Annotated in this window: 24 protein-coding genes; 17 read left to right on the top strand and 7 right to left on the bottom strand. The window is 61.6% G+C overall.

Annotation, left to right across the window (positions count from 1 at the left end; genetic code table 11):
• Nucleotides 1-211: 211 nt before the first annotated feature.
• The 3 genes from AC3RCP_RS23005 to AC3RCP_RS22995 all read left to right on the top strand — a co-directional run bounded on the left by AC3RCP_RS23005 (nucleotide 212) and on the right by AC3RCP_RS22995 (nucleotide 2700).
• The gene (locus AC3RCP_RS23005) at nucleotides 212-1237 is read left to right on the top strand and encodes an MraY family glycosyltransferase (protein WP_492571847.1); all 1026 of its coding nucleotides are present in this window, start codon (nucleotides 212-214) and stop codon (nucleotides 1235-1237) included.
• A gap of 121 nt (nucleotides 1238-1358) precedes the next feature.
• Nucleotides 1359-1694, top strand: a complete 336-nt coding sequence (locus tag AC3RCP_RS23000) for a ComEA family DNA-binding protein (protein ID WP_101338724.1) — start codon at nucleotides 1359-1361, stop codon at nucleotides 1692-1694.
• A 211-nt stretch (nucleotides 1695-1905) separates the two neighbouring features.
• Nucleotides 1906-2700, top strand: a complete 795-nt coding sequence (locus tag AC3RCP_RS22995; RefSeq protein ID WP_101338723.1) for an SDR family NAD(P)-dependent oxidoreductase — start codon at nucleotides 1906-1908, stop codon at nucleotides 2698-2700.
• A 28-nt stretch (nucleotides 2701-2728) separates the two neighbouring features.
• Here the strand turns inward: AC3RCP_RS22995 and AC3RCP_RS22990 are convergent, their stop codons facing one another.
• Nucleotides 2729-3295, bottom strand: coding sequence for a TetR/AcrR family transcriptional regulator (locus tag AC3RCP_RS22990; protein ID WP_101338722.1), 567 nt, complete (start codon nucleotides 3293-3295; stop codon nucleotides 2729-2731).
• 197 nt (nucleotides 3296-3492) lie between these two features.
• Between AC3RCP_RS22990 and AC3RCP_RS22985 the strand changes: the two genes are divergently transcribed.
• Nucleotides 3493-4146, top strand: coding sequence for a GntR family transcriptional regulator (locus AC3RCP_RS22985; RefSeq protein ID WP_007931348.1), 654 nt, complete (start codon nucleotides 3493-3495; stop codon nucleotides 4144-4146).
• Between the two features lie 15 nt (nucleotides 4147-4161).
• A complete protein-coding gene (locus tag AC3RCP_RS22980) occupies nucleotides 4162-5013 on the top strand; it encodes an urea carboxylase-associated family protein (RefSeq protein ID WP_081360182.1) in 852 nt (283 codons plus the stop codon).
• Between the two features lie 76 nt (nucleotides 5014-5089).
• Here the strand turns inward: AC3RCP_RS22980 and AC3RCP_RS22975 are convergent, their stop codons facing one another.
• On the bottom strand, nucleotides 5090-5257 hold the full coding sequence (locus AC3RCP_RS22975) for a DUF2897 family protein (RefSeq protein ID WP_007931351.1): 168 nt from the start codon (nucleotides 5255-5257) through the stop codon (nucleotides 5090-5092).
• A gap of 167 nt (nucleotides 5258-5424) precedes the next feature.
• The gene (gene eat, locus AC3RCP_RS22970; protein ID WP_007931353.1) at nucleotides 5425-6810 is read right to left on the bottom strand and encodes an ethanolamine permease; all 1386 of its coding nucleotides are present in this window, start codon (nucleotides 6808-6810) and stop codon (nucleotides 5425-5427) included.
• Nucleotides 6811-7225: 415 nt separating this feature from the next.
• On the opposite strand from eat, the gene kdpF reads away from it, so the two are divergent.
• From kdpF to AC3RCP_RS22940, 6 genes are all read left to right on the top strand, one after another.
• Complete coding sequence (gene kdpF, locus AC3RCP_RS22965) at nucleotides 7226-7315, top strand: K(+)-transporting ATPase subunit F (protein WP_007899818.1); 90 nt, start codon at nucleotides 7226-7228, stop codon at nucleotides 7313-7315.
• Between the two features lie 8 nt (nucleotides 7316-7323).
• Nucleotides 7324-9033, top strand: a complete 1710-nt coding sequence (kdpA, locus tag AC3RCP_RS22960) for a potassium-transporting ATPase subunit KdpA (protein WP_007931354.1) — start codon at nucleotides 7324-7326, stop codon at nucleotides 9031-9033.
• Nucleotides 9034-9043: 10 nt separating this feature from the next.
• Nucleotides 9044-11143, top strand: a complete 2100-nt coding sequence (kdpB, locus tag AC3RCP_RS22955; protein WP_492571816.1) for a potassium-transporting ATPase subunit KdpB — start codon at nucleotides 9044-9046, stop codon at nucleotides 11141-11143.
• Nucleotides 11144-11257: 114 nt separating this feature from the next.
• The gene (gene kdpC, locus AC3RCP_RS22950) at nucleotides 11258-11809 is read left to right on the top strand and encodes a potassium-transporting ATPase subunit KdpC (RefSeq protein WP_150052507.1); all 552 of its coding nucleotides are present in this window, start codon (nucleotides 11258-11260) and stop codon (nucleotides 11807-11809) included.
• Between the two features lie 52 nt (nucleotides 11810-11861).
• Nucleotides 11862-14513, top strand: a complete 2652-nt coding sequence (locus AC3RCP_RS22945; protein ID WP_101338720.1) for a DUF4118 domain-containing protein — start codon at nucleotides 11862-11864, stop codon at nucleotides 14511-14513.
• 113 nt (nucleotides 14514-14626) lie between these two features.
• Nucleotides 14627-15322: a response regulator gene (locus AC3RCP_RS22940; RefSeq protein ID WP_492571815.1), complete on the top strand. Its 696-nt coding sequence runs from the start codon at nucleotides 14627-14629 to the stop codon at nucleotides 15320-15322.
• A 19-nt stretch (nucleotides 15323-15341) separates the two neighbouring features.
• Here AC3RCP_RS22940 and AC3RCP_RS22935 read toward each other — a convergent pair whose 3' ends face one another.
• On the bottom strand, nucleotides 15342-16382 hold the full coding sequence (locus AC3RCP_RS22935) for a patatin-like phospholipase family protein (protein WP_007931359.1): 1041 nt from the start codon (nucleotides 16380-16382) through the stop codon (nucleotides 15342-15344).
• Nucleotides 16383-16646: 264 nt separating this feature from the next.
• Here AC3RCP_RS22935 and AC3RCP_RS22930 point away from each other — a divergent pair, with 264 nt between their 5' ends.
• From AC3RCP_RS22930 to AC3RCP_RS22920, 3 genes are all read left to right on the top strand, one after another.
• Nucleotides 16647-16925 carry a hypothetical protein gene (locus AC3RCP_RS22930; protein WP_007931360.1) on the top strand — a complete coding sequence of 93 codons (279 nt, stop codon included), beginning with the start codon at nucleotides 16647-16649 and terminating at the stop codon, nucleotides 16923-16925.
• 144 nt (nucleotides 16926-17069) lie between these two features.
• Nucleotides 17070-17837, top strand: coding sequence for a CHAD domain-containing protein (locus AC3RCP_RS22925; protein ID WP_492571814.1), 768 nt, complete (start codon nucleotides 17070-17072; stop codon nucleotides 17835-17837).
• 107 nt (nucleotides 17838-17944) lie between these two features.
• The gene (locus tag AC3RCP_RS22920; RefSeq protein ID WP_101338718.1) at nucleotides 17945-18742 is read left to right on the top strand and encodes an acyl-CoA thioesterase; all 798 of its coding nucleotides are present in this window, start codon (nucleotides 17945-17947) and stop codon (nucleotides 18740-18742) included.
• Between the two features lie 7 nt (nucleotides 18743-18749).
• Here the strand turns inward: AC3RCP_RS22920 and AC3RCP_RS22915 are convergent, their stop codons facing one another.
• From AC3RCP_RS22915 to AC3RCP_RS22905, 3 genes are all read right to left on the bottom strand, one after another.
• Nucleotides 18750-19112, bottom strand: a complete 363-nt coding sequence (locus AC3RCP_RS22915) for an Mpo1-like protein (protein WP_053262176.1) — start codon at nucleotides 19110-19112, stop codon at nucleotides 18750-18752.
• A 151-nt stretch (nucleotides 19113-19263) separates the two neighbouring features.
• Nucleotides 19264-20745 (bottom strand): methyl-accepting chemotaxis protein, encoded by a 1482-nt coding sequence (locus tag AC3RCP_RS22910; protein WP_492571813.1) that lies wholly within the window; start codon nucleotides 20743-20745, stop codon nucleotides 19264-19266.
• Nucleotides 20746-20830: 85 nt separating this feature from the next.
• The gene (locus AC3RCP_RS22905) at nucleotides 20831-21637 is read right to left on the bottom strand and encodes a TatD family hydrolase (RefSeq protein WP_007931367.1); all 807 of its coding nucleotides are present in this window, start codon (nucleotides 21635-21637) and stop codon (nucleotides 20831-20833) included.
• A gap of 236 nt (nucleotides 21638-21873) precedes the next feature.
• Between AC3RCP_RS22905 and AC3RCP_RS22900 the strand changes: the two genes are divergently transcribed.
• The 3 genes from AC3RCP_RS22900 to AC3RCP_RS22890 all read left to right on the top strand — a co-directional run bounded on the left by AC3RCP_RS22900 (nucleotide 21874) and on the right by AC3RCP_RS22890 (nucleotide 24398).
• A complete protein-coding gene (locus AC3RCP_RS22900; RefSeq protein ID WP_007931369.1) occupies nucleotides 21874-23295 on the top strand; it encodes an MltF family protein in 1422 nt (473 codons plus the stop codon).
• Between the two features lie 102 nt (nucleotides 23296-23397).
• On the top strand, nucleotides 23398-23832 hold the full coding sequence (locus tag AC3RCP_RS22895; RefSeq protein ID WP_007931371.1) for a DoxX family protein: 435 nt from the start codon (nucleotides 23398-23400) through the stop codon (nucleotides 23830-23832).
• Between the two features lie 257 nt (nucleotides 23833-24089).
• The gene (locus AC3RCP_RS22890) at nucleotides 24090-24398 is read left to right on the top strand and encodes a hypothetical protein (RefSeq protein ID WP_101339469.1); all 309 of its coding nucleotides are present in this window, start codon (nucleotides 24090-24092) and stop codon (nucleotides 24396-24398) included.
• Nucleotides 24399-24408 lie beyond the last annotated feature (10 nt).

Here is a 24408-nt window from a genome sequence, read left to right as displayed (position 1 = left end):
TCTTGTTGTACTTACACGGAGCGAGCGCCGCCGGGATGGCCACCATCCTGACCCGTCTGAAAAAACGTTCTGCTCTGCAACTACAAAAATAAAAAACATATTGAAGTGGTCAGCCGGGACCGCAGTCTGGTTCCAGACTTCGCTGCCACGACATGCCGTTGGAGTCGACACCTTGAACTTTCAAGCATCGTCTGACCTATGGTTTCCTTGGATTGGACTTTTGTGGTCGCTACCGATCATGGCGATCCTCTCGCTGGCGGTGACCGGTGTTTTTCTTCGTTATGCGCTTACTCAAAGGCTGATGGAGATTCCGAACGCACGCAGCTCCCATTCCATTCCTACACCGCGTAGTGGCGGAGTAGGCATTGTCCTGACCTTCCTTATTGCCTTGCCCTTGGCCGGAATGCTTGGCGCTATCAGCCAGAATCTGGTCTGGAGCCTGTCAGGCGCTGGTGCTGGCATTGCTTTGCTCGGGTTTATGGACGATCACCGGCCTATTGCAGCCCGCTGGCGTTTGCTCGGACATTTTGCGGGTAGTCTCTGGGCGTTGTTCTGGCTGGGAGGATTGCCGGCGCTCGAGGTGTTCGGCATGACGCTGGAGCTTGGCTGGATCGGGCATGGGCTGGCGGTGGTGTATCTGGTCTGGATGTTGAACCTCTACAACTTCATGGATGGCATCGATGGGATTGCCAGTGTCGAAGCCGTGACATCCTGCCTGAGCATTTGTCTGATCTATTGGTTGTCGGGATATGACGAGCTGATCTGGCCGCCGTTGCTGCTTGCCACCTCCGCTCTGGGTTTCCTGTACTGGAATTTCCCGCCGGCGAAAATCTTCATGGGTGATATCGGCAGCGGTTTCCTGGGGATTGTGCTGGGTATTCTTTCACTGCAGGCCGCCTGGAGAAACGCCGATTTCCTGTGGGTATGGTGCATTTTGCTCGGGGTGTTCATCGTTGATGCGACCTTTACCTTGATCCGGCGTTTTTTACGTGGAGAGCGTATCTATGAAGCTCATCGCAGCCATGGTTATCAATTCGCTTCACGCCAACTGGGAAGTCATTTCCCGGTGACCTTGGGCGTTGCATTGATCAACCTTCTCTGGCTGTTACCCATCGGTCTGTGCGTCGCCATGCAGAAGCTTGACGGAGGACTGGGGGTAATCATGGCCTATGTACCTTTGCTCATCCTGGCGGTGAAGTATCGGGCCGGTGAGTCGGAACACCGAGCAGATGGATGAGGCTTTACTATTACATAAGCTGTAATTAATCCCTTTTTGACAGTGCATCACCATGACCTAAGTTTGAGGGGCAGCTTCGGAAAAGCTGCATCTCTATCAACGGTGTCATGGAGTGTCACTTATGCGTGCAAATTATTTCTATTCCTTGCTTTTTGCCCTGCTGACTAGCGCCTCTATCAGTGTAATTGCTGCTCCCGCGTCGAAACAGGAGGCAGCAAGCACGGCGCCAGTCGTGACTGCGGCTGTTGCCCCACAAACTGCCACGGTCGATATCAACAAGGCTGATGCGGCTACGTTGCAGCGTGAGTTGTTGGGAGTCGGTGAGGTAAAAGCCAAGGCAATTGTTGCATATCGTGAAACTAATGGAGCTTTCTCGTCAGTGGACGAACTGCTCGAGGTCAAGGGAATCGGCAAGGCGATTCTGGAAAGCAACCGGGACAAATTGAAGGTCAACTGACGCTTCAATTCATGCGCAAGGCCGATCACTGATCGGCCTTGCGTTTTTCGGGCCCACCATAAGCAAGGTTGTGCCATTCAATGTTATCTATCGTATCGATAGAATTATGATCGTAATATTTTATTAAATTATGACTATAATCAAACCGCTTCCCAAGCAGCGTATCAATTCCTTGTCTTTCCCTTCTCAAGCACTTTTCTGGAGAGCCGTCATGAATTCGATTTCCCCCAGGGGGCTGGCACTTGTCACCGGTGCTTCATCTGGCATCGGTGCGGTTTATGCCGAGCGGCTGGCCGCTCGTGGTTACGATCTGTTGCTGGTTGCACGCGATGAGCAGCGCCTGCAAGCCGCCGCGACCCGGTTACGGGCCGAACACAAGGTGCAGGTTGAAGTGTTGAAGGCCGATCTGACGCTCCAGGTCGATATGCTGAAGGTCGAGCAGCGCTTGCGCTCCGACTCGAGCATCAGTCTGTTGCTGAACAATGCCGGTATCGCGGCTGACGGAAGCCTGGCCGTTGCCGACACCGATCAGTTGGAGGCAATGATCCAGTTGAATGTGGTTGCGGTCACTCGTCTGGCTGCTGCGGCCGCCGGCAGCTTTTCGGCGGCGGGAAGAGGAGCGATCATCAATATCGCTTCGGTGGTGGCGCTGATTCCCGAGCGTTTTAATGCGACCTACAGCGCGACCAAGGCCTATGTCCTGAGCCTGACTCAATCGCTTGCTGCGGAATTGGACGGTAAGGGTGTGCAGGTCCAGGCGGTATTACCTGGGGTGACCCGCACTGAGATCTGGGAGCGCTCGGGCATCGACGCCCAAGGGATTCCAGCCGAGATGATCATGGAAGCCACCGAGATGGTGGATGCGGCTCTGGCCGGTTTTGACCAGGGTGAGTTGATCACCATTCCCTCGCTACCTGACTCGGCTGACTGGGAGGCCTTTGTAGCTGCGCGTTTTGCCCTGGGGCCGAACCTGTCGAAAAGCAGTGCGGCTGCTCGCTACAAATAACGGTGTCGAGGCGGGAGGTTGGTGGAGATCACTCCGCCTGACCATCCTGTTTTTTCAGATGCTCGCGTGTTACCTCCAGTATCCGTTTGGCCAGGTCGGGGTTCTCGACACTGCGCGACAGCACCAGGGCCCCGACCAGGGTCGACATGATCACCAGGCTCTGGTCGGCGGCATTTTCTCCTTCGAGACTGGCCTCTACCTGTGCAAGTCGTGCATTGAGCACCGCATCAGTGGTGGGGCTGGCTTGCCCGCGCAGGCCCAGCTCCGATGACATGGTGGGCAGCGGGCAGCCTTCACCGGGGGAGGTCTGGTGCCACTCGGACAGGTAGCTGTCGATAAAGGCCGGCAGGGGTTGTTCCTGGGCAAATAGCGTGGCGCAGTGCGCATCGAGTTCTTCCGCCGCGGCCTGCAGGGCTTTTTCGACCAGTTCGTCCTTGGATTTGAAATGCGAGTAAAAACCGCCATGGGTCAGGCCCAGGGCTTTCATCAATGGTTGCAGGCCTGTCGCCCCGATACCGTCGCGCCGAAAGCGCTCGGCGGCCTCCTTGATGATGCGTTGATGGGTTTGGGCTTTATGGTCGTGCGAGTAACGCATCGGGGAAGTCTCCACAGCTAGGGAGTCATCTTACCCAAGGTTGATGGAAGGGGGATTGCACTATTAACCCCGGAAACCTCATTTTTTCCTACTGAATGGCTAGAAAGACATGGTTCGTCAGTGAGCCAAGTATCAGTTGGCATGAATAGTGATTATTGGATATCCATAGATTGTTCAACAATCGCAAGGCGATATTCATGAGCAACGTACTGTCCCTGGCCGATCAGATAACCCTCGAATTACGTGCCGATATCATCGGCGGTCGCTTGCTGCCGGGCATGGCCCTGGTGGAAAACGATCTGGTCTGCGCCTATAACGCCTCGCGCAACACCATTCGCGAGGCCTTGCATCGCCTGGGGCAGGAAGGCCTGACCCGCTACACACGCAATAAAGGCGTCACGGTGCGCAGGCTGGGCATCGATGAAGTGCGAGATCTGTTCCAGGTGCGCCGTACCCTGGAGTTGCAGGCCATTGCCTCCAGCAAACCGCTGCGCGACTACCAGTCCGACCGGATGCTCGAGGCTATCGAGGCCAGCGAACTCGCCCGCGAGCGCGAGGACTGGCGCTCGGTGGGCACCCACAGCCTGGCCTTTCATCAACACATCGTTGGTCTGATGCGCAGCCCCTTGTTCGATGAGTTCTTCACCAACGTCGTGGCGCAGATGCGCCTGGTGTTCTGTGCCGCCCCTGACGAGCAGCATTTTCAATCGCCCTGGCTGGCCCGCGACCGGCAGATCCATGACTTGCTCGCCGCTGGCGACAAGCAGGCCGCCAGCGAAACCCTGGCGGTTTACCTGGACGATTCCGAACGGCTGCTGCTCGACATCCTCAGCCACTCTTCCCGCCACTGATCGAGGGTTTCAACCATGTACAAAGACTATCCCGCGGCTTATCAGGTCAGCAAAGGTTCGGCCCTGCAGGTGGACACGGCCTTTTATGAGCGGGTCCGTGACAGCAAGGACCAGCGCACCTTGATCGAGCAATTCGAAGTGCCGATCCGTACCGGGCGCGCCTGGCATGTGCCGGCCGGGCATGTGTTCCGGGTGACCACGCCGGCCGGCCCGCAGGTCGGGGACTTCAACGTCTGGAATGCCAACGATCCGCGGGAGCGTCTGTGGGCGGCGCGCACCCGGCAGTTGCAGGGCGCGCATGTCAGTACCCATGACCGGTTGTGGTCGAACCTGCCGTTTTTGCGGCCACTGGTGACCATCACCGATGACAGCCTGGCCGGTTACGGGATCGACGAGCATGGCGGGCGCTTGCACGACCTGCTCGGCACGCGCTGCGATCCTTACGTGAACCGCATGCTCACCGGGGAGGACTTCCATCACCATTGCCATTCCAACCTGACGCGCGCGGTCCTGCCCCACGGCCTGACCGAGTTCGATGTGCATGACGTGCTGAACATCTTCCAGTGCACCGGGCTCAATCATGACGACATGTACTTCATGAAGGCCTGCCCCGCGCAGAAGGGCGATTACCTGGAGTTCTTTGCCGAAATCGATCTGTTGTGCGCGTTGTCGACCTGCCCGGGTGGCGATCTGTCGCTGCCCATGTGGGGCCCGGAGGCTCAGGACCCACTCAGCGTCTGTCGGCCGTTGGGTGTGGAGATCTACCGGCTCGACGAGGCATTGCTCGAAGGCTGGAGCCAGCCTGAGCGGGCGGCCTACAAAGGTTTGCATGGCCTGCACATCGCCAAGGCTGCCTGGGAGAAATAGCGCTGCCGGCCGCAGGGGCGGATAAAAAAGCCCCGCCATTTCGAGAAGGGCGGGGCTGTTCGATCGGGTTATCCAGTCAGCGGTCCTGCGCGTCCTTGGCGTCCGCTTCCGCGTTGCGTTCAGCAACGCGCTTGCGTTGCTCATCGGTCAGTTCCACCTTGTTGGCGGTGTCGCGCAACATCATCAGACCGCCAACGATCGAGCCGATTGCAACGACCAGAATCAACCAGGCATACCAGGGCATAGGGCTCTCCTTGAGGGCATACCGGCGGGCGAGGAGTTTCGCCCGTCAAGTTGCCATACCACTTCGAGTTACAGCGTTCCGCAGTGGTTCCATTGTAGGCCTGATCTGCCCCGGCAACCTCTCTTGCATCAATCTTCTCGAAGGTCGCATTCGGCCATGCAAGCCAACTACAGAGAGATGCCATCCCCTCGGAGCCCGGTCAGCATTGCATCCGCCGGCGCATCGGCGCGCAGTTGCGCGGTCAGTTGGAAATAGATGAAACCGGCCACCATGAAACCGAGGAAAATCAGACCGATCAGGCTGTTGAACCAGGCCATCGCCACCAGGCAGACCACGGCCAGTGTCAGGGCAATGGCGGGGACCAGCGGGTAGCCCGGTGCGCGGAAGGTGCGTTCCAGGTGAGGCTCGGCCTTACGCAACTTGAACAGGCTGAGCATGCTCATGATGTACATCACGATGGCGCCGAATACGGCCATGGTGATCATCGCCGCAGTCAGGGTCATGCCTCCCAGGTTGATCAGGCCATCGCTGTAGATGGCGGCGATGCCGATCAGGCCGCCGGCGATGATGGCGCGGTGCGGCGTCTGGAAGCGTGACAGCTTGGCCAGCGACGACGGCAGATAGCCGGCGCGGGCGAGGGCGAAGAACTGCCGCGAGTAGCCAAGAATGATGCCGTGGAAGCTCGCCACCAGACCGAACAGGCCGATCCACACCAGCATGTGCAGCCAGCCGGAGTTGTCCCCGACCACGGCTTTCATCGCCTGGGGCAGCGGGTCGTTGATGTTCGACAGGGTGCGCCAGTCGCCCACGCCACCGGCGAAGAACATCACGCCCATGGCCAGCAGCACCAGGGTCAGAATGCCGCTGATGTAGGCCTTGGGGATGGTGCGTTTCGGGTCCTTGGCTTCTTCGGCAGCCATGGCCGCGCCTTCGATGGCGAGGAAGAACCAGATGGCGAACGGAATCGCCGCGAACATCCCGGCAATCGCCGGCGCGCCGAAGGTGTCCGAGCCCGCCCAGCCGTTGAGGGCGAAGTGGCTGAAGCTGAAGGCCGGCGCGACCACACCCATGAACACCAGCAGTTCCGCCACCGCCAGTACGCAGACCACCAATTCGAAGGTGGCGGCGAGTTTGACCCCGAGGATGTTCAGCCCCATGAACACGATATAGGCGCCGACCGCCGCATGCTTCGGGTCCAGGGCCGGGAACTGCACATTCAGGTAGGCACCGATCGCCAGAGCGATGGCCGGTGGCGCGAAGACGAATTCGATCAGGGTCGCCAGCCCGGCGATCAGCCCGCCTTTTTCACCGAAGGCCCGGCGGCTGTAGGCAAAAGGGCCACCTGCATGGGGAATGGCGGTGGTCAGTTCGGTGAAGCTGAAGATGAAACAGGTGTACATGGCCGCGACCATGAGCGAGGTCAGTAGAAAGCCCAGGGTGCCGGCGACGCCCCAGCCATAACTCCAGCCGAAGTATTCCCCGGAGATCACCAGCCCGACCGCGATCCCCCATAAATGCAGCGTGCCCAGCGTTGGTTTGAGTTGTGTGTTCATGCGTGGCTCCCGGAACGGAATGAAATGCTCGGGACTGCTCACTGCACCGCTCATGCCAGAGCGAAAACGGCCGTCGTAAAGCGTAAAAAGCTGTCGTATCGAGGATGTTTCCAGTTGTTTCGGGGGCGAAGGCGCCTGGGTTGGTGCACAGCCGTGCAACAGAGGAGGGCGGCGGAGCCTGGAGGCGCGCGATCGCGAGCAGGCTCGTTTCTACGTGCATCGTGCTTTTCCGGTGCAGCAGCAAACCGGCTGGCGATCCCTCCCCCTGGCCACGCCGATGGCCGGTGTAAATCCCGCGTAAAGCCTTTCTTTACGCTTTCTTTATGCGTCGCCCACGCCCTCGATCTCGTTCCTTTACAGCCTCCCTGCGGACAATGCCCCACACGCGGCGATTGCCGTACGACGGAGAGATTCCATGAGCGTTCTGGACGGGGTGTCCCTGCTGCTGGCAGTGGGGCTGTTCATCTATCTACTGGTTGCGCTGTTGCGCGCGGATCGGAACTAGGAGCGGCTATGCACAGTTATGACTATTGGCTGATCCTCGGCTTCTTTGCCTTGGTGCTGCTGCCCGCGCCTTTCCTGGGGCGGTTCTACTACAAGGTAATGGAGGGCCAGCGCACCTGGCTGACGCCGCTGTTGGGGCCGGTCGAACGCGCTTGTTACCGGCTTTCGGGCGTCGATGCGCAAAGCGAACAGAGCTGGCAGAAATACACCCTGGCCCTGCTTGCGTTCAACCTGGCCGGCTTCTTGTTGCTGTTCACGATTCTGTTGTTCCAGGACCATCTGCCGCTCAACCCGCAGAACCTGCCGGGGCAGGAGTGGACGCTGGCATTCAACACTGCGGTCAGTTTCATGACCAACACCAACTGGCAGTCCTACAGCGGTGAAGCCTCCCTGAGCTACCTGAGCCAGATGATCGGCCTGACTGTGCAGAACTTCGTCAGCGCCGCCACCGGTTTGGCGGTGCTGGTTGCACTGTGTCGTGGCATCGGCCGCAAGTCGACCAAGACCCTGGGCAACTTCTGGGTCGACATGACCCGTGCCACCCTCTACGGCCTGCTGCCGCTGTGCCTGCTGCTGGCATTGTTCCTGGTCTGGCAGGGCGTCCCGCAAACCTTCGCCCAGTATGTCCACGCTGTGACCCTGCAAGGTGTCGATCAGGTGATTCCATTGGGCCCGGCCGCCAGCCAGATCGCCATCAAGCAACTGGGCACCAACGGCGGGGGCTTCTTTGGCGTCAACTCGGCGCATCCGTTCGAGAACCCGACGGCCTGGAGCAATCTGTTCGAGGTGGCCTCGATCATCCTGATCCCGGTGGCCCTGGTGTTCACTTTCGGCCACTACGTCAAGGATCTGCGCCAGAGCCGGGCGATCATCGCCTGCATGCTGGCGCTGTTCCTGATCGGTGGCGCGACCTCGCTGTGGGCCGAGTACCAGCCCAACCCGACCCTGAACAACGTCGCGGTCGAGCAGACCGCACCGCTCGAGGGCAAGGAAGTGCGTTTCGGGACCACCGCCACCGTGCTCTGGTCGGTGACCACCACCGCGGCCTCCAACGGTTCGGTCAACGGCATGCATGACAGCCTCAGTCCGCTGAGCGGCATGGTCGCGCTGATCAACATGATGGTCGGCGAGGTGATCTTCGGCGGCGTCGGCGCGGGCCTCTACGGCATGTTGCTGAACGTGCTGATCGCGGTCTTCCTCGCCGGCCTGATGATCGGGCGCACCCCGGAATACCTGGGCAAGAAGCTGCAGGCCAAGGAAGTGCAGTTGCTGGTGGTGACGCTGATGGTGATGCCGGTCGGCGTGCTGGTACTGAGCGCCATCGCCGCGAGCCTGCCGGGGCCGGTGGCGGCGGTGAGCAACCCTGGCGCCCACGGTTTCAGCCAGTTGCTGTACGCCTACACCTCGGCCAGCGCCAACAACGGTTCGGCCTTCGCCGGCCTGGGCGCCAACACCCCGTTCCACAACCTGATGCTGGGCCTGGGCATGTTGATCGGCCGCTTCGGCTACATCCTGCCGGTGCTGGCCCTGGCTGGCAGCCTGGCGCTGAAAAAGACCGCGCCGGTCGGCCAGAACAGCTTCCCGACCCATGGTCCGCTGTTCGTCACGCTGCTGACCATGACCATTTTGCTGGTGGGCGGGTTGACCTTTTTGCCGACCCTGGCGCTGGGCCCGATTGCCGACCACTTGAGCTTGGCTGCCTTTGGAATGAAGGGCTGAGGACTTAATGATGAATATGCATGTTCCTGCCTCCAAGAAGGCTGTAACCGAAATGCCCGGCGCTAAAACCGCGGCCTCGAAACACACTGCTGCCGAACAACAGAAAACCTCGATCGCAGCCCTGTGGCGTCCGGCGCTGGTACAGGCCTTCGTCAAACTCGACCCACGCCAGTTGCAACGTTCGCCGGTGATGCTGGTAGTCGAGCTGACCGCGATCCTGACCACGGTACTGTGCCTGGTGCCGGATACCGCGGTGCCGACCTTCGTCGCCGCGCAGATCGCCCTCTGGCTGTGGTTCACCGTGCTGTTCGCCAACTTCGCCGAAGCCCTGGCCGAAGGCCGTGGCAAGGCCCGCGCCGACAGTCTCAAGGCCGGCAGCGAGGGCCTGAGTGCACGCCTGAAAAAGGCCAATGGCAATTTCCAGGTGATCCCTGCCGCCAATCTGCGCAAAGGCGACGTGGTGCGGGTCGAGGCCGGCGAGATGATCCCCGGTGACGGTGAAGTCATCGAAGGTATTGCCGCGGTCAACGAAGCGGCGATCACCGGCGAGTCGGCACCGGTCATCCGCGAGTCCGGCGGCGATCGCTCGGCGGTGACCGGCAATACCCGGCTGGTATCCGACTGGTTGCTGGTGCGTATTACCAGCAATCCGGGCGAATCGACCCTCGATCGCATGATCGCCCTGGTGGAAGGCGCCAAGCGCCAGAAGACCCCGAACGAAGTGGCCCTGGATATCCTGCTGATCGGCCTGACCCTGATCTTCCTGATCGTGGTCGTGACCCTGCAGCCGTTCGCCCACTTTGCCAATGGCAGCCTGCCGCTGGTGTTCCTGGTGGCATTGTTGGTGACCCTGATTCCGACCACCATCGGTGGCCTGCTGTCGGCCATCGGGATCGCCGGGATGGACCGTCTGGTGCGGCTGAACGTGATCGCCAAATCCGGTCGTGCCGTGGAAGCGGCGGGTGACGTGCATGTCCTGCTGCTGGACAAGACCGGCACCATCACCTTCGGTAACCGTCGTTGCGCGGCCATCCACGCAGCGCCTGGGGTCAATCACCAGGAAATGGCCGAGGCCACCTTGCTGGCCTCGCTGGCGGACGACACGGCGGAAGGCAAATCCATCGTTGAATACCTGCGCGGGCTTTATCCACAGCCCGAGCCGGGCGCCGAAATGCTGACCGCCGTGCCGTTCAGTGCCGAGACCCGGCTGTCCGGGGTCGACTATCAGGGGCGGGTCTATCGCAAGGGTGCAGTGGATTCGGTGCTGGCCTTCGTTGGCCTGCAACGTGGCGACCTGGCCCCGGCGCTGTCCCGGGAGATCGACAAGATTGCCCAGAGTGGCGGCACGCCGCTGCTGGTGTGCGCCGAGGGCAAACTGCTGGGGGCAATCCACCTCAAGGACGTGGTCAAGCCCGATATCCGCGAGCGTTTCGCCGAGTTGCGCAAGCTGGGGATCCGTACCGTGATGGTGACCGGCGACAACCCGCTGACCGCCGCCGCCATTGCCGCGGAGGCCGGGGTGGATGACGTGCTGGCCGAAGCCACGCCGGAGAAAAAGCTGGCGCGCATTCGCCACGAGCAGAATGACGGTCGCCTGGTCGCCATGTGCGGCGACGGCGCCAACGACGCCCCGGCACTGGCCCAGGCCGACGTCGGCATGGCAATGAACGATGGCACCCAGGCGGCGCGCGAAGCGGCGAACATGGTCGACCTCGACAGCGATCCGACCAAGCTGCTGGACGTGGTGCAGATCGGCAAGGAGCTGCTGGTGACCCGCGGCGCCCTGACCACCTTTTCCATTGCCAACGACATCGCCAAGTACTTCGCGATCCTGCCGGCGCTGTTCGCGGCGATTTATCCACAGCTCGGCGTGCTCAATGTCATGCAACTGAGCAGCCCGCAGAGCGCGATCCTTTCGGCGATCGTGTTCAACGCCCTGATCATCGTCGTGCTGATTCCGCTGGCCCTGCGCGGGGTGCGGGTGCAGGCGGCCAGCGCGGCCCATCTGCTGCGCCGCAACCTGCTGATCTATGGCCTGGGCGGGATCCTGGTGCCGTTCCTGGGCATCAAGCTGATCGACATGCTGCTGACGGCTTTGCATCTGGTGTAACCGCATCCCTGGAGGAGCGGGCCTGCTCGCGAGGTGCTGTCACTGAAGCACTGCCGACAGGCTGGCTCCTACAGCGTTTGGGGTGAGTTTGTTAACCGAATCGAGGATTTGATGATGTCCACAGTATTGCGTCCGGCCTTGAGCCTGATTGTGTTGATGACCCTGATCACTGGCGTGGCCTATCCGCTGGTGGTCACCGGTGTAGCCCAGGTGGCGTTCCCGAAACAGGCCAATGGCAGCCTGGTGCTCGATGGCGTGGGCCAGGTCCGTGGTTCGGCCCTGATCGCCCAGGATTTCAGCGGCGACAGCTGGTTCCACCCGCGTCCATCGGCGGGGGGCTTTGCCACGGTATCCAGCAGCGCGAGCAACCTGGCGCCGAGCAACCCGGCCCTGGCCAGCCGTGTGATCGACGACGCCAACAAGCTGGCGGTGCCAGGGCAGGGGCCGGTACCGCTGGCACTGCTGACGACTTCGGGCAGCGGCCTGGATCCGCACTTGCCACCGGCAGCGATTAACTATCAACTGGCGCGGGTCGCGGCGGCGCGCAACCTGCCGGTCGCCACGTTGCAGCAACTGGTGGATGCCCATGTCGAGCAGCCTCTGATCGGCCCGCCGGTGGTGAATGTGCTGGCCTTGAACAGGGCGTTGGAAAAGCTCGCCCTGTAGCCAGCTGCTACAAGTTTGTATGTCGATGATTTGAGTCCAGAGAGAACAATGCATGAGTGATTCCGGCCGCGCCGACGCCCTGTTAGCCGATCTGTCCCATGACGGCCGCGGCCGCCTCAAGGTCTTCCTTGGCGCCGCCCCGGGCGTCGGCAAGACCTACGCCATGTTGCAGGCGGCGCACACGCAATTGCGCCAGGGGGTGACGGTCCTGGCCGGGGTGGTGGAAACCCATGGCCGGGCGGAAACCGAAGCCTTGCTCGGCGGTTTGCCGCAACAGCCGCTGGTGCGTTCCGAATACCGCGGGGTCATGCTCGAAGAGATGGACCTCGACGGCCTGCTCAAGGCCAAGCCCAAGCTGGTATTGGTGGATGAACTGGCCCATACCAACGCCCCCGGCAGCCGGCACGCCAAGCGCTGGCAAGATGTTCAGGAACTGCTGGCGGCCGGTATCGACGTCTTCACTACGGTCAACGTGCAGCATCTGGAAAGCCTCAACGATCAGGTCCGCGGCATTACCGGGGTGCAGGTCCGCGAGACCCTGCCCGACTGGGTGCTGCAGGAAGCCTACGAGTTGCTGCTGGTGGACCTGCCGCCGCGAGAACTGCTGGAGCGCCTGCGCGAAGGCAAGGTGTATGTGCCGGAGCAGGCCCGGGCGGCGATCGATGCGTTCTTCACCCAGACCAACCTCACCGCGCTGCGCGAGCTGGCGATGCAGGCCGCGGCGGCGCAGGTCGACGACGATCTGGCCCAGGGGTATCGCAAGCTCGGGCAGGCCGCGCCGGCGGTGCGCGGACGCTTGCTGGTAGGGGTCGATGGCGATGCCCAGGCCGAGCGCCTGGTGCGTCATGCCAGCCATGTCGCCCGGCGGCGGCATCTGCCCTGGAGCCTGGTGCATGTGGATGACGGCCGGGTGCCTGACGAGCAAGCTCGCCAGCGCCTGCAAAGTGCCCAGCAACTGGCCGAGCGCCTGGGCGGCGAGGTGGTCCTGCTGCGGGCCGGCGAGGTGGCCAAGACCCTGATCCAGCATGCCGCGGAGCGGCGCGCCAGCCTGGTGCTGGTGGGGCAGTCACGCAAACGCCTGCGCCGTCGTTTGTTCGGCGGCGGCCTGGCGGCGCGCCTGCTGCGCAACGCCCAGGGCCTGGAAATCAACGTGCTCGACAGCGAGGACGAACCCGGCCAGCCGCGCCTGCGGGTGGAGCGTTCGCTGGTCTGGTTCGACTACGCCCTGGCGGTCCTGGCGACGGTCCTGGCTTCGGGGCTGTCGTGGGCGGTGGCGAGCGTGCTGGCGTTGCCGAACATCTCCCTGGTGTTCCTCGCCGCGGTGCTGCTGGTGGCGGTGCGCAGCAGTCTCGGGCCGGCACTGGTGTGCGCGGCGTTGTCGTTCCTGACCTACGATTTCCTGTTCATTCCGCCGACGTTCTCCTTCGCCATCCAGCGCGAGGAAGACGTGCTGACGCTGCTGTTCTTCCTGTTGATGGCGGCCCTGACCGGCAACCTGGCGGCGCGCCAGCGTCGGCAGTTGCAGGCATTGCGCGACACCCAGGAAGAAACCAGCGAGCTGTTGGACCTGTCGCGCAAGCTCACCGCCGCCACCGACCGGCAGGCGGTGATCAGTGCCGCGGCGCAGCACCTCAATGGCTGGAAGGAACTGCAACTGTGCCTGCTCAATCGTGACGGGCAGGGTGGCTGGAAGGTCGAGACGGGTGGGCCCTTGCAGTTTTCCGAGTCCGAACGGGCCGCCGCCGACTGGGCCTGGCAACACGATCAACCGGCCGGGATGGGCACCGGAACCCTGCCTTTCGGGCGCTGGTGGTGGTGGCCGTTATCCGTCGACGAGGGCCCGCTGGGCTTGCTTGGAGTCTGTCCGAAAGAAGGCGAGGAGCTCAACGCTCAGCGTCGTCGCCTGTTGAGTGCCTTGAGCCAGCCCCTGGCCCAGGCTTTGGCCCGGGCACAGTTGGCCGAGGATCTGGAAGCGGCGCGTCTGCACGGCGAAACCGAGCAATTGCGCAGTGCGCTGCTGGCCTCGGTGTCCCATGACCTGCGTACCCCCTTGACCTCGATGCGCGGCAGCATCGACAGCCTGTTGGCGCTGGGGGAGGCGATCCCCCTGGAAGACCGTCGCGAACTGCTCGAAGGCACGCGGGATGAGGCCGAGCGCCTGGATCGCTACATTCAGAATCTGCTGGACATGACTCGTCTTGGCCATGGCTCGTTGAAGCTGGCGCGAGACTGGGTGGCGCCGGCCGATATCGTTGGCAGCGCGCTGAATCGCCTGCGAGTGGTGCTGGCGCCGCTGCGGGTCAGCACCGAATTGCCGGCCGAACTGCCGTTGCTGTTCGTGCATGCGGCGCTGATCGAACAGGCGCTGATCAATGTCCTGGAAAACGCCGCGCGCTTTTCACCGGCCAACGGCCGTTTGCAACTGAGTGTCGGGACCCGCGATACCGAGTTGCTGTTTGCCGTGAGCGACGAGGGGCCGGGAATTCCAGTGGAAGATCGGCCGCGGATTTTCGACATGTTCTACACCGCGGCACGGGGCGATCGCGGCGGGCAGGGCACCGGCCTGGGGCTGGCGATCTGTCAGGGCATGGTCGGTGCCCATGGCGGGCGCATCACGGTGGGCGAGGGGATCGATGGGCGTGGTACCTGCATCACCTTGTGCCTGCCGCTGCAGGCGCAACCCGAGCTTGAAGGAGAGGCCTGAGTGCCGGTAAAAAGCGTCAACCCAACGAGGCCAGGAGGGCCGCATATGTTCTTTACGATCCACAGCCTCGCCTGCGCTACTCTTGCGCCACTTATTTGTCTTGAAGCGAAACCATGAGCCAGACCGCGACCATCCTGGTCATCGATGACGAGCCGCAGATCCGTAAATTCCTGCGCATCAGCCTGGTGTCCCAGGGCTACAAAGTGCTTGAAGCCGGCACCGGCAACGAAGGCCTGGCCCAGGCGGCGCTGAACAAGCCGGACTTGCTGGTGCTCGACCTCGGCCTGCCGGATATGGACGGCCAACAGGTGCTGCGTGAGTTTCGCGAGTGGTCGGGTGTACCGGTGCTGGTGTTGTCGGTGCGGGCCAGCGAGGGGCAGAAGGTCGAAGCGCTGGACGGTGGCGCCAACGACTACGTGACCAAGCCCTTTGGCATCCAGGAGTTCCTGGCGCGTATTCGAGCGCTGTTGCGCCAGGCGCCCGTCGGCGAAGCGCAGGAAGCAGCCCTGGATTTCGGCCCGCTGACCGTGGACCTGGCGTATCGCCGGGTACTGCTCGACGGTGCCGAAGTGGCGTTGACGCGCAAGGAATACGCCGTGCTGGCGCAACTGGCGCGGCACCCGGGGCGGGTGATCACCCAGCAGCAACTGCTCAAGGATATCTGGGGGCCGACACACACCGAGGACAGTCATTACCTGCGTATCGTGGTCGGGCATCTGCGGCAAAAACTGGCGGACGATCCGACCCGGCCACGCTTTATCGTGACCGAGGCCGGGGTGGGGTACCGGTTGCTGGGGACGCAGGAGTGAGCGGGCTCGCGGCCCTCTTTCAGTTCAGTTCGTTCTCGTAGCGGTCCAGGGTGTCGCTGGCAATTTCCCGTCCCAGTGCGATCAGTTCCGGAGCCTTGTAGAACTCGAAGAAGCGGCACACCCGCTTGGGTACGTTGATCAGGATGTCCGGCGGGTAGCCGGCGATCTTGTACTGGGCCAGCGAGGTCTGCATGACCTCGAAGCTCTGGTTGATCAGGTCCAGCAGGGAAGCGGGGCCGACGTTATCGATAATGAACGAGCCGGTGGCCGATTTTGGGGCGCCATCGGTTTCCGGAGCCGCGGCCGGTTGCTGGGCCTCGGGCTCGGCGGATTCGATCCAGGGGTTGCCGATGTCGGCTGCCTCGCTGCGCAGCGCTTCCTGTTCGAGCAGCAGCAGTTGTTCAGCTTGCTTGCGGCGAAAGGGCAGGTGCGAGCCCAGGGAGTTGATCAGGCTGTCGAAGCGGCTCTTGAAGGCGGCGGGGCGCTGGATCACCGGCAACTGGTAACGACGCTGGTTAGTCGAGTTGAGGTTGACGGCGATGATCAGGTCGCAGTGGCTGGAGACCACCGGCACGATGGGCAGCGGGTTGAGCAAGCCGCCGTCCACCAGCATGCGATTGCCTTGCATGACCGGGGTGAACAGGCTGGGGATCGCCGCCGAAGCCCGCATGGCCTGGTGCAGGCAGCCTTCCTGGAACCAGATTTCCTGCTGGTTGGTCAGGTCGGTGGCCACGGCGGTGTAAGGGATGCGCAGGTCTTCGATGTTGATTTCGCCGACGATCTTGCGGATCTGGCCGAATACTTTCTCCCCGCGTATCGCCCCCAGGCGAAAGCTGACATCCACCAGCCGCAGCACATCCAGATAGTCCAGGCTTTCGATCCAGCTGCGGTAGTCGTCCAGTTTGCCGGCGGCGTAGATACCACCGACCACCGCTCCCATGGAACAGCCCGCGACACAGGCAATGTCGTAACCACGTCTTTCGATTTCCTCAATCACCCCGATGTGGGCGTAACCCCGGGCACCACCAGAGCCCAGGACCAGTGCGACACGCTTCTTCATGACTCGATCCTTCGCCAGACAGGTTTCCACAATGCACCCATCGAGGGTCTCGGTTCAATCACTGACGGCCTCTGCGGGCCCTGGATAGAGGGATTTTTTCCAGTGTTTTGCCGCATGGGGTTATGCTCGCGCGGCTATATTTTCCCTGACGAGCCAAGGCACTTTTAGTGGCGGCGATCGTCTTACGTTCACGATTGTTTTTATTGTTCGCAATTGCTTCTTATCGTTCACGACTGTTTCCCCCCCTACCTTGAGGTGTCATTGATGAAAGCCTGGATCTGTCTACCGTTGATTGCATTGGTACTCGGTGGTTGTGCTGGCAAGACCGCCTATCGCGACAGCTGCGGTACGCAACTGGATGCGGCCTGGCATGAACTGGACCTGGCCAAGGCCGAAGGTTTCGCTGGCACAGTCAGCTATTCCAAGGCCCTGTCGCTGCTGACCGGGGCCAAGACCCAGCAGCAATTCGAAGCCTTCGAGGGCTGCACCAAAAAAGCCGAGAAAGCTCGTTTCTATATTCGTGAGTCGCGCGCCGGCCGCTGATCGCAAGGCTGGCGTTTGCCGCTAGACTGAAGAGCGCTCTTCAGTTTCCGTCTCGCAGGCGTCGTGAGCGCGCCTGCCAGTCATGCCAGGGCCCGGCCGCAGTCTTTGTGCTGCGAGCCGGGTCATTCGTTTCGGGAGTCAATGATGTCTGCCTTGGTTGATCGGTTGGTGGCACAGGTGTTGGGGCTGGAGGTGCGCTTGCTGGCGTGCCAGGCGCGTTTGCAGGCGGTGACCGACCCCGAGGCGCTGCACGACCTGCGTACCACGGTGCGCCGCTTGCGCAGCCTGTTGCGAGCGTTGCGCGGCTTGCCTGGTGTCGAGCAACTGGAAGCGGCGGCTTCGGCGGTCGGGCAACTGACGACGCCGTTACGCGATCGTGAGGTCCTGGCTGCGTACCTGCATCAGCATGACTACCATCAGGCCGCAGAACGCCGTACTGCGGGGTTGGCGGATGAATACCGGACAGTGGCGACGGGCTCCGAACTCCAGCAGCTGCTGCTGGTGCTGGATGCCTTCCCGCGTTTCCTGCGGGCGGCGCAACGTCAGGAGCTGTTGCGCGGCTTGCGCAAACGCATCAAAAAGCGCCTGTCCAAGCAATGGAAGGCACTGGACGAGGCCCTGCACGATCCGGCTCACGATCGGCACCGTTTGCGCCTGCTGATCAAGCGTGTGCGCTACGCCGCCGAGGCTTATCCCGAACTGGCCGAACTGTCGCCCAAGGCGGTCTCTCGCTTGAAGGCTGCTCAGGGCGCGCTGGGCGACTGGCATGATTGCTGGCAATGGCTGGCCCAGGCCGAACGGCAGGCGGACCTGTTGCCTTGTGTTCCGGTCTGGCACGCCACCATGCACAAGGCCGAGGGGCGTGCCGATCGGGTGCTCGGCAAGCTGAGCGCTACCTGTTTCCGTAGCTGACTCCCGGCTGGCGGCTTATCTGTCAGTCTTTTTGGCGGGAACAAGTGCTTTACGCGTGTGCGCTGCTGGTTAAGATCCTCGAACCCTTTTCTTGATCAGAGGTGCTCATGCGCTTTTGCGATTTGCTCGATGCCGTCCGCCACCATCCGTTGGAACTGTCGATTCCAACCGAGTGGGCGCAGGGGCGGGCCAGTTTCGGCGGATTGGTGGCGGCTTTGCAGTATGAAGCCATGCGCGCAAAAGTCCCCGCCGAACGTCCGGTGCGTTCACTGGCGATCACCTTTGTCGGTCCGGTCACCCCCGATGTGCCGGTCAGCTTTGAAGTCGAGGTGCTGCGCGAAGGCAAGGCCGTCAGCCAGGTGCTGGGGCGTGCGGTGCAGAACGGTCAGGTAGTGACCCTGGTACAGGGCAGTTTTGGTGCCTCTCGGCCGTCCGAGGTGACGGTTGTCGCCGAGGAAGCGCCCAGCATGAAACATTGGGACGAGTGCCCGGAACTGCCTTACGTCAAGGGCGTGACGCCGGAGTTCATGCGCCATCTGGCAATGCGCTGGAGCATCGGTGGCATGCCGTTCACCGGCAACAAGTCGCGGGACATGGGCGGTTGGGTGCGCCTGCGGGGCGACGTCAAGGAAGAGCCCATGACTGAGGCGCATATCCTCGCACTGGTGGACGCCTGGCCGCCGGCCTTGTTACCACAACTGACCAGCCCGGCACCCGGCAGTACCCTGACCTGGACCATTGAATTCGTGCAGCCGCTGCTGGCGTTGAGCACCCTGGACTGGTGCAAGTACCGGGTGAATATCGAACATGCCCGTGACGGTTACGGGCATGCGGCCGCGGCACTCTGGAGTGCCGAAGGCCGGTTGATTGCGCTCAGCCGGCAGACGGTCACCATCTTCGGTTGAACCCCTCTCAATGTCGGTGGCGCTTGCGCCATGCACGCCACCAGGCGCCGCTGAGGACGAAGCGTGGAAAGGTCACGAATTGTTCTACCAGCAGGCGCTGGACTGCATCTTTACGGTCACTGAACGGCTCGGCGGCTTGGGCCTCCAGGCTATGGCCGTGACGCTGCAGGCCCAAAGCGGCGATCAGGCCTACCACGCCGATGGCGACGTTGGTGAAGCTCAAGCCGAATACTCCTGAAACCAGCAACAGAAAGCCGACGATGAACAGCGGCACTGCAATCAGGTGCAACACCAGGTTGGTCGGGTTGCGGTGGTTATGCGGGTAGGAGCGCCATTGCCAGGCGGGGAGGTTGGGGTGACGTTTACCCATGACAGTGATCCTTGATTCGTAGAAGCCTATGTATCAAAGGATAGGCCTCATGCGAGGGGGCGGCGAATCAAGGCTGGCTATGGGGGCGATAGCTTGGCAAGGGTTTCGCCGCGGCAGGGAGGCTGATCCTGCTGCAACGAAACTCGTGTTTTTAAAGCTTCAATTGACCGATGGCCTTGCTCAGTTCCCCAGCCAGGGTCGCCAGTTCGTTGCTGGTGGTCGCCGAGTCGACGGTCTGTTGCACCGTGTTTTCGGTGACGTCGCGAATACTCACCACGGCGCGATTCATTTCTTCCGCCACCTGGCTTTGCTGCTCGGCCGCCACCGCAATCTGGGTATTGCTCTCACGCATCTGCGCCACGGCCGCGGTGATTTCCGCCAGCGCCGCTCCGGCTTCCTGGGCCTGCTGTACGCAATCGTCCGCCTTGAACGAGCTTTCCTGCATGAAGTCCACTGCGTCGCGGGTACCGGCCTGCAGGGCGGAGACCATCCGGGTGATTTCGTCGGTGGAGGTCTGCACCCGCTTGGCGAGGTTGCGGACTTCATCGGCGACCACCGCGAACCCCCGGCCCATTTCACCGGCGCGCGCCGCTTCGATCGCGGCATTGAGCGCCAGCAGGTTGGTTTGCTCGGCAATGCTGTGGATTACGTTGACCACGCCATTGATCTTCTGACTGTCCTCGGCCAGGCGCTGGATCATTTCGGCGGTCTGTTGCACGCCGCTGGAGAGCCCGGAAATGGACTTCTGCACGCGGCTGACCACTTCCTGGCCGCTGCCGGCGAGGACATCGGCGGCCTGGGAGCGATCCCGGGTGGCGCCGGCGTGCTGGGCGATGTGATAGACGGTGGCGGACATTTCGTTGATCGCTGTCGCGGCCTGATCGGTTTCGCTTTGCTGGCCCAGCATGCCGTGACGCACATCGTTCATGCTCGATGCCAGGCGCGCGGCGCCGATATCCAGTTGCCGGGCGGTATTGGCGACGGTGTTGACCACCCGCTGATAACCCGCCTGCATCGCATTGAAGGCGCTGGCCATCTGGCCGACCTCGTCCGTGCACGACAGGGGCACGCGGGCCGACAGGTCGCCGGTCTTCTCCACATGCAGCATCACATCCTTGAGGGTGTTCAGTTGGCTGAGCAGGAAACGGATCAACAGTTGCGAAGCACCGAGCATCGCCAGCATCAGAATGAACACGGCCACCGCGTACTGGCTGAAGCGTTCGCTGAACACCTGACGCAGGCTTGGCCCATGGGCAAGCACCGCAATCCGTTGGCCATCGGCCCGGGGCAGCACTTGCGCGCCGATCAGAGGGTTTTCGCCGAACAGCGGCATTTCATCGAAGGCCACCCATCCATTGGCATTGCTCAACTGCGGCAGGGAGCGCTGATCGAGGCTGGGGATCTGGCCGGCCGCGAAGCTCAGCAGATTCTCGGCATTGGGCAGCGCTTGCCCGGAGGGCCATGCGTCGAGCAGGCTCGCCTGGGCCCTGGCGTTGTTTTGTGAGGCCTGGCTACGCGCTTGCTGCTCCAGCTGGACGGCGTACAGGACCAGTAGCAGGGTGGTCACGAAGGCGACCGCATTGACCGCCCAGAACTTGTATTTCAATGAGATATTGCTGAGCCAGGCACCCATGGAAGGTCTTCTCTGATTAAGCGGAACAGTATTGGCAAGGTGCCATTATTGTGCCGCTATGCAGAGAGTCGAATCTTGATATGCGTCAAGCAATCTCGGGCAAGGCGAAGAAGGCTCGGGCGCTGGCGGTACTGTGGGCCGCCAGCTCTTCCTGGCTCTCGCCGCGGTGCAGGGCCACCTCGCGCAACACTTCGGTCAGGTAGGCCGGTTCGTTGCGACCGTTCTTCGGCTTGGGGCGCAGGCTGCGTGGCAACAGATAGGGGGCGTCGCTTTCGAGCATCAGGCGACCGCGGGGAATCTCTCGTACCAGCGGGTGCAAGTGAGTGCCACGGCGCTCGTCGCAGATCCACCCGGTGATGCCAATGTGCAGGTCAAGGTCCAGATAGTTGAACAGCGCGCGCTGTTCGCCGGTGAAGCAATGCACCACCGCGGCCGGTAATCGGTCACGAAAGTCGCGGACTATTTCCAGCAGGCGCTGGCTGGCGTCGCGTTCGTGGAGGAAGACCGGCAGTTGCAGTTCAACGGCCAGGGCCAGGTGTTCCTCCAGCACTTTTTCCTGTTGCCCTCGGGGGGAGAAGTCCCGATTGAAGTCCAGGCCGCATTCGCCCACGGCCTTGACGCTGCTTTCCTTGAGCAGACTGCGCAAGCGCTGTGCGCTGTCGGCATTCCAGTCGCTGGCGCAATGCGGATGAATCCCGGCGGTAGAGAACAGTTGGCGGCCACTTTCATCCAGTTGCCGCGACAGCTCGAGTGCCTGTTCGCTGCCCTCGACACTGGTGCCAGTGAGCACCAGTTGGCAGACGCCGGCGGCATAGGCACGGTCCAGTACTGCGCGATGTTTTTCGGCGAAACTTGGATTGGTCAGGTTGACGCCGATATCGATGAGTTGCATGGTGCTATCTCCGCCTGCGGCCGGAAAGCATATCAGAGCTGTAGATTTATAAGAAAAGCCAAGAACTACAACGAGTTGAAGCTGTCTCTTGATGCCGGAAGAAAGGCTGCGGTTGGTTTGCCAGCCGTGGTTGTGCCAGTCTTTCGCATCTTGTCAGCGCTCTAGGCGCTCTGTTTCTGTCGCCCGCGTTTTCGCCATTGCTCGAAAACCCGGACAGTATTCTTCCCGGAGAGCGGATGACGCGACCCTCGGTTTTGCTAGCGTTGTGCTTGTCGTTGCTGCTGCCCCTGCCGGCGGTAGCACGCTTGGCTGGCCCTCCGGAAGCGGCCGTAGCGGGCAAGGTTCGCGACCTGGCGGACATTCGCAGCAGCCGGGTCTTGCGCGTGCTGGTCAACCAGAGTCGCAATAGCTCCGGTGAAGTCCAGGGCCAGGCCATCGGTGTCGAATATCACCGTCTGCGTGCCTTTGAGCAGTACCTCAATGGTCACGCTCGCGACGGTCAGGAAATCAGTCTCAAGATCATTCCCAAAGCCAAGGATCAATTGCTCGGTGCGCTGCAGCGTGGCGAGGGGGATCTGGTCGCTCCGGGAGAGTTGTTGGAGGCGCTACCGGGGCAAGCGGTAAGCCCCAGCGAACCGGTCGCCAGCAACGTGCCGTTGCTGCTGGTGGGAATCAAGGGCGAGCGGCGCTACACCCGACCTGAACAACTCTCCGGCAAGACCCTGGCGCTGACCACAGGCAGCGCTGCCGGGGATGCGGTGAGCCAGATCAATCAGAAACTGGCGCTGCATAAGCTGGCGCCGGTCAAGGTCGAGTGGGTCGATCCGAGCCTGGCAGTCGAAGATGTCCTGGAAATGGTCCAGGGCGGGATCTTTCACCTGACCATCGTCGAGAAGCCCATTGCCGAGCGCTGGGGCAAAGTCCTGCCAAAGCTGCGTTTTGATCGGCAACTGGTCATCAGCGAGCCTGGCGAGGAGCACTGGTTCGTGCGGCGGGATGCCTCGATGCTGCGGGCGAGCATCGATCGTTTCCTGAAGGTCTATAAGGCTCCGGCGGATCAGGACGTTGCGTTCTTGCGCATCTATCGACGCCTGTATCAGGTGCATAACCCTTTGACCCGGGCCGATCGCCAGCGCCTGGAAAAATTGCGCCCGGTATTACAGAAGCATGCCGATGCCCAGAACATGGACTGGTTGAACCTGGCGGCGCTGGCCTTCAAGGAGTCGTCGTTGCAGCCCTCTGCCAGGAGCGGCAGCGGCCCGACCGGCCTGATGCAGATCACCCCGTCAGCCGCCCAGCGGGTAGGGGTCAATAACATCCAGACCCTCGATAACAATGTGCTGGCCGGAGCCAAGTACCTGGCGTTGATCCGGCGCAAGTTCTTTTCCAGTCCCAAGCTCAACGAGCGCGAGCGTATGGCATTTGTCCTGGCGGCCTACAACATGGGGCCGGAGCGAGTACAGGGTATGCGGACCGAAGCCCGGCGACGCGGGTTGAACCCCAATCAGTGGTTTTTCCAGGTCGAGCGCATTGCCATGGAACAGGTCGGAATGGGCGCCGTCAGCTATGTTAATAGCGTCAACAAATACTATTTGGCCTTTGACCGGGAACGCGAATCGTTGGAGCCGCAAGCGCGTAAGGTCGTCTCAAGGAAATAATCGATAAAGTTGATTGTTATCTTGCTATTTTTGCACTTTTAACATGAGATTTTGTGATTAATATAGCGACCCATTACCCAACACTACAAAGGACTACACAGCATGAGCACACTGATCAAAACCGTACTGAACACCCGTGCAGGCTACGGCCTGACCGTCCTGCGAGTTTTTGTCGGCATCATTTTCGCCGCTCACGGCGCGCAAAAGCTTTTCGGCCTGTTTGGCGGTTATGGATTGGCAGGTACGGCACAGTGGATGGAGAGCATCGGCCTGGCACCAGGACACCTGATGGCGCTGTTAGCGGGCGGTACCGAGTTCTTCGGCGGTCTGGCGCTGATTATCGGTCTGTTGGCACGTCCTGCCGCGTTGGGGTTGAGCTTCACCTTGCTGGTGGCGATTTTCTCCGTGCACATCAGCAATGGCCTGTTCATGGCGAACAATGGCTATGAGTTCGCCCTGGCTCTGCTCGGTGGCACCATTGCGGTTCTGATCGAAGGCGCAGGCAAATTGTCACTCGATGCGGCGATTGCCAAGTAACTTCCGGAAAACACCCAAGGCCCGCTTGTAGCGGGCCTTTTTCGTTGCTGATTTCGTTATTGGGGATTCTTGACACTACCCCGTCGGCTTCTCTAGGATTGTTGCCCATGCGCCGATTTAAACAGCTACTTGCGGGGCGCCAGGTGATTCGGAATATCACCGACAGAAGCTCTACCGGCTTCGAAATACCGCTAAAGCGCTGGTTCGGTGTTGCCTCTCACCTGCCCGGCAGAAAATTGAGGCAGAGACACGACACGATGAATGCACTCCACCCTCCTGTACGTCTTGCGCCAATCACGGCGAATCTTGTTCAGCGCAATCCAAAAATTCTTCTTGGCGGCACACACCAGCCGACATTGCTGCGTTATCTCGATGGCTGGCCACGTCGTAGCACAGGCCCTTCGGCCTTTCTCATCCAGTTCATCGAAGACGGCGAGCCCTTGGCTCGTTTTGCCAACGACAGTTTTGACCTTGCGGTGATACAGGCGCCCAGCTCGGAAAATGCTGCGGAAGTCATCCGGCATCTGACCCGTGTGGCTCGACAGGGGCTGATCACCCGCAGGTAAGTACCGTAGG

This window comes from Pseudomonas sp. GW822-FHT05A08, assembly GCF_058800485.1.
This window is presented reverse-complemented; position numbering and strand designations above follow the sequence as displayed.

Bases quoted from the DNA above. Each gene is read 5' to 3' on its own strand.
- kdpF (WP_007899818.1), top strand. From the start codon at position 7,226: ATGAGCGTTCTGGACGGGGTGTCCCTGCTGCTGGCAGTGGGGCTGTTC.
- AC3RCP_RS22990 (WP_101338722.1), bottom strand. From the start codon at position 3,295: ATGCGTTACTCGCACGACCATAAAGCCCAAACCCATCAACGCATCATC.
- AC3RCP_RS22925 (WP_492571814.1), top strand. From the start codon at position 17,070: ATGTCTGCCTTGGTTGATCGGTTGGTGGCACAGGTGTTGGGGCTGGAG.
- kdpA (WP_007931354.1), top strand. From the start codon at position 7,324: ATGCACAGTTATGACTATTGGCTGATCCTCGGCTTCTTTGCCTTGGTG.
- AC3RCP_RS22905 (WP_007931367.1), bottom strand. From the start codon at position 21,637: ATGCAACTCATCGATATCGGCGTCAACCTGACCAATCCAAGTTTCGCC.
- kdpC (WP_150052507.1), top strand. From the start codon at position 11,258: ATGTCCACAGTATTGCGTCCGGCCTTGAGCCTGATTGTGTTGATGACC.
- AC3RCP_RS22895 (WP_007931371.1), top strand. From the start codon at position 23,398: ATGAGCACACTGATCAAAACCGTACTGAACACCCGTGCAGGCTACGGC.
- AC3RCP_RS22890 (WP_101339469.1), top strand. From the start codon at position 24,090: ATGAATGCACTCCACCCTCCTGTACGTCTTGCGCCAATCACGGCGAAT.
- eat (WP_007931353.1), bottom strand. From the start codon at position 6,810: ATGAACACACAACTCAAACCAACGCTGGGCACGCTGCATTTATGGGGG.
- AC3RCP_RS22910 (WP_492571813.1), bottom strand. From the start codon at position 20,745: ATGGGTGCCTGGCTCAGCAATATCTCATTGAAATACAAGTTCTGGGCG.
- AC3RCP_RS22980 (WP_081360182.1), top strand. From the start codon at position 4,162: ATGTACAAAGACTATCCCGCGGCTTATCAGGTCAGCAAAGGTTCGGCC.
- AC3RCP_RS22935 (WP_007931359.1), bottom strand. From the start codon at position 16,382: ATGAAGAAGCGTGTCGCACTGGTCCTGGGCTCTGGTGGTGCCCGGGGT.
- AC3RCP_RS23000 (WP_101338724.1), top strand. From the start codon at position 1,359: ATGCGTGCAAATTATTTCTATTCCTTGCTTTTTGCCCTGCTGACTAGC.
- AC3RCP_RS22915 (WP_053262176.1), bottom strand. From the start codon at position 19,112: ATGGGTAAACGTCACCCCAACCTCCCCGCCTGGCAATGGCGCTCCTAC.
- AC3RCP_RS22985 (WP_007931348.1), top strand. From the start codon at position 3,493: ATGAGCAACGTACTGTCCCTGGCCGATCAGATAACCCTCGAATTACGT.
- AC3RCP_RS22975 (WP_007931351.1), bottom strand. From the start codon at position 5,257: ATGCCCTGGTATGCCTGGTTGATTCTGGTCGTTGCAATCGGCTCGATC.
- AC3RCP_RS22940 (WP_492571815.1), top strand. From the start codon at position 14,627: ATGAGCCAGACCGCGACCATCCTGGTCATCGATGACGAGCCGCAGATC.
- AC3RCP_RS22900 (WP_007931369.1), top strand. From the start codon at position 21,874: ATGACGCGACCCTCGGTTTTGCTAGCGTTGTGCTTGTCGTTGCTGCTG.
- AC3RCP_RS22920 (WP_101338718.1), top strand. From the start codon at position 17,945: ATGCGCTTTTGCGATTTGCTCGATGCCGTCCGCCACCATCCGTTGGAA.
- AC3RCP_RS22930 (WP_007931360.1), top strand. From the start codon at position 16,647: ATGAAAGCCTGGATCTGTCTACCGTTGATTGCATTGGTACTCGGTGGT.
- AC3RCP_RS22945 (WP_101338720.1), top strand. From the start codon at position 11,862: ATGAGTGATTCCGGCCGCGCCGACGCCCTGTTAGCCGATCTGTCCCAT.
- AC3RCP_RS22995 (WP_101338723.1), top strand. From the start codon at position 1,906: ATGAATTCGATTTCCCCCAGGGGGCTGGCACTTGTCACCGGTGCTTCA.
- kdpB (WP_492571816.1), top strand. From the start codon at position 9,044: ATGAATATGCATGTTCCTGCCTCCAAGAAGGCTGTAACCGAAATGCCC.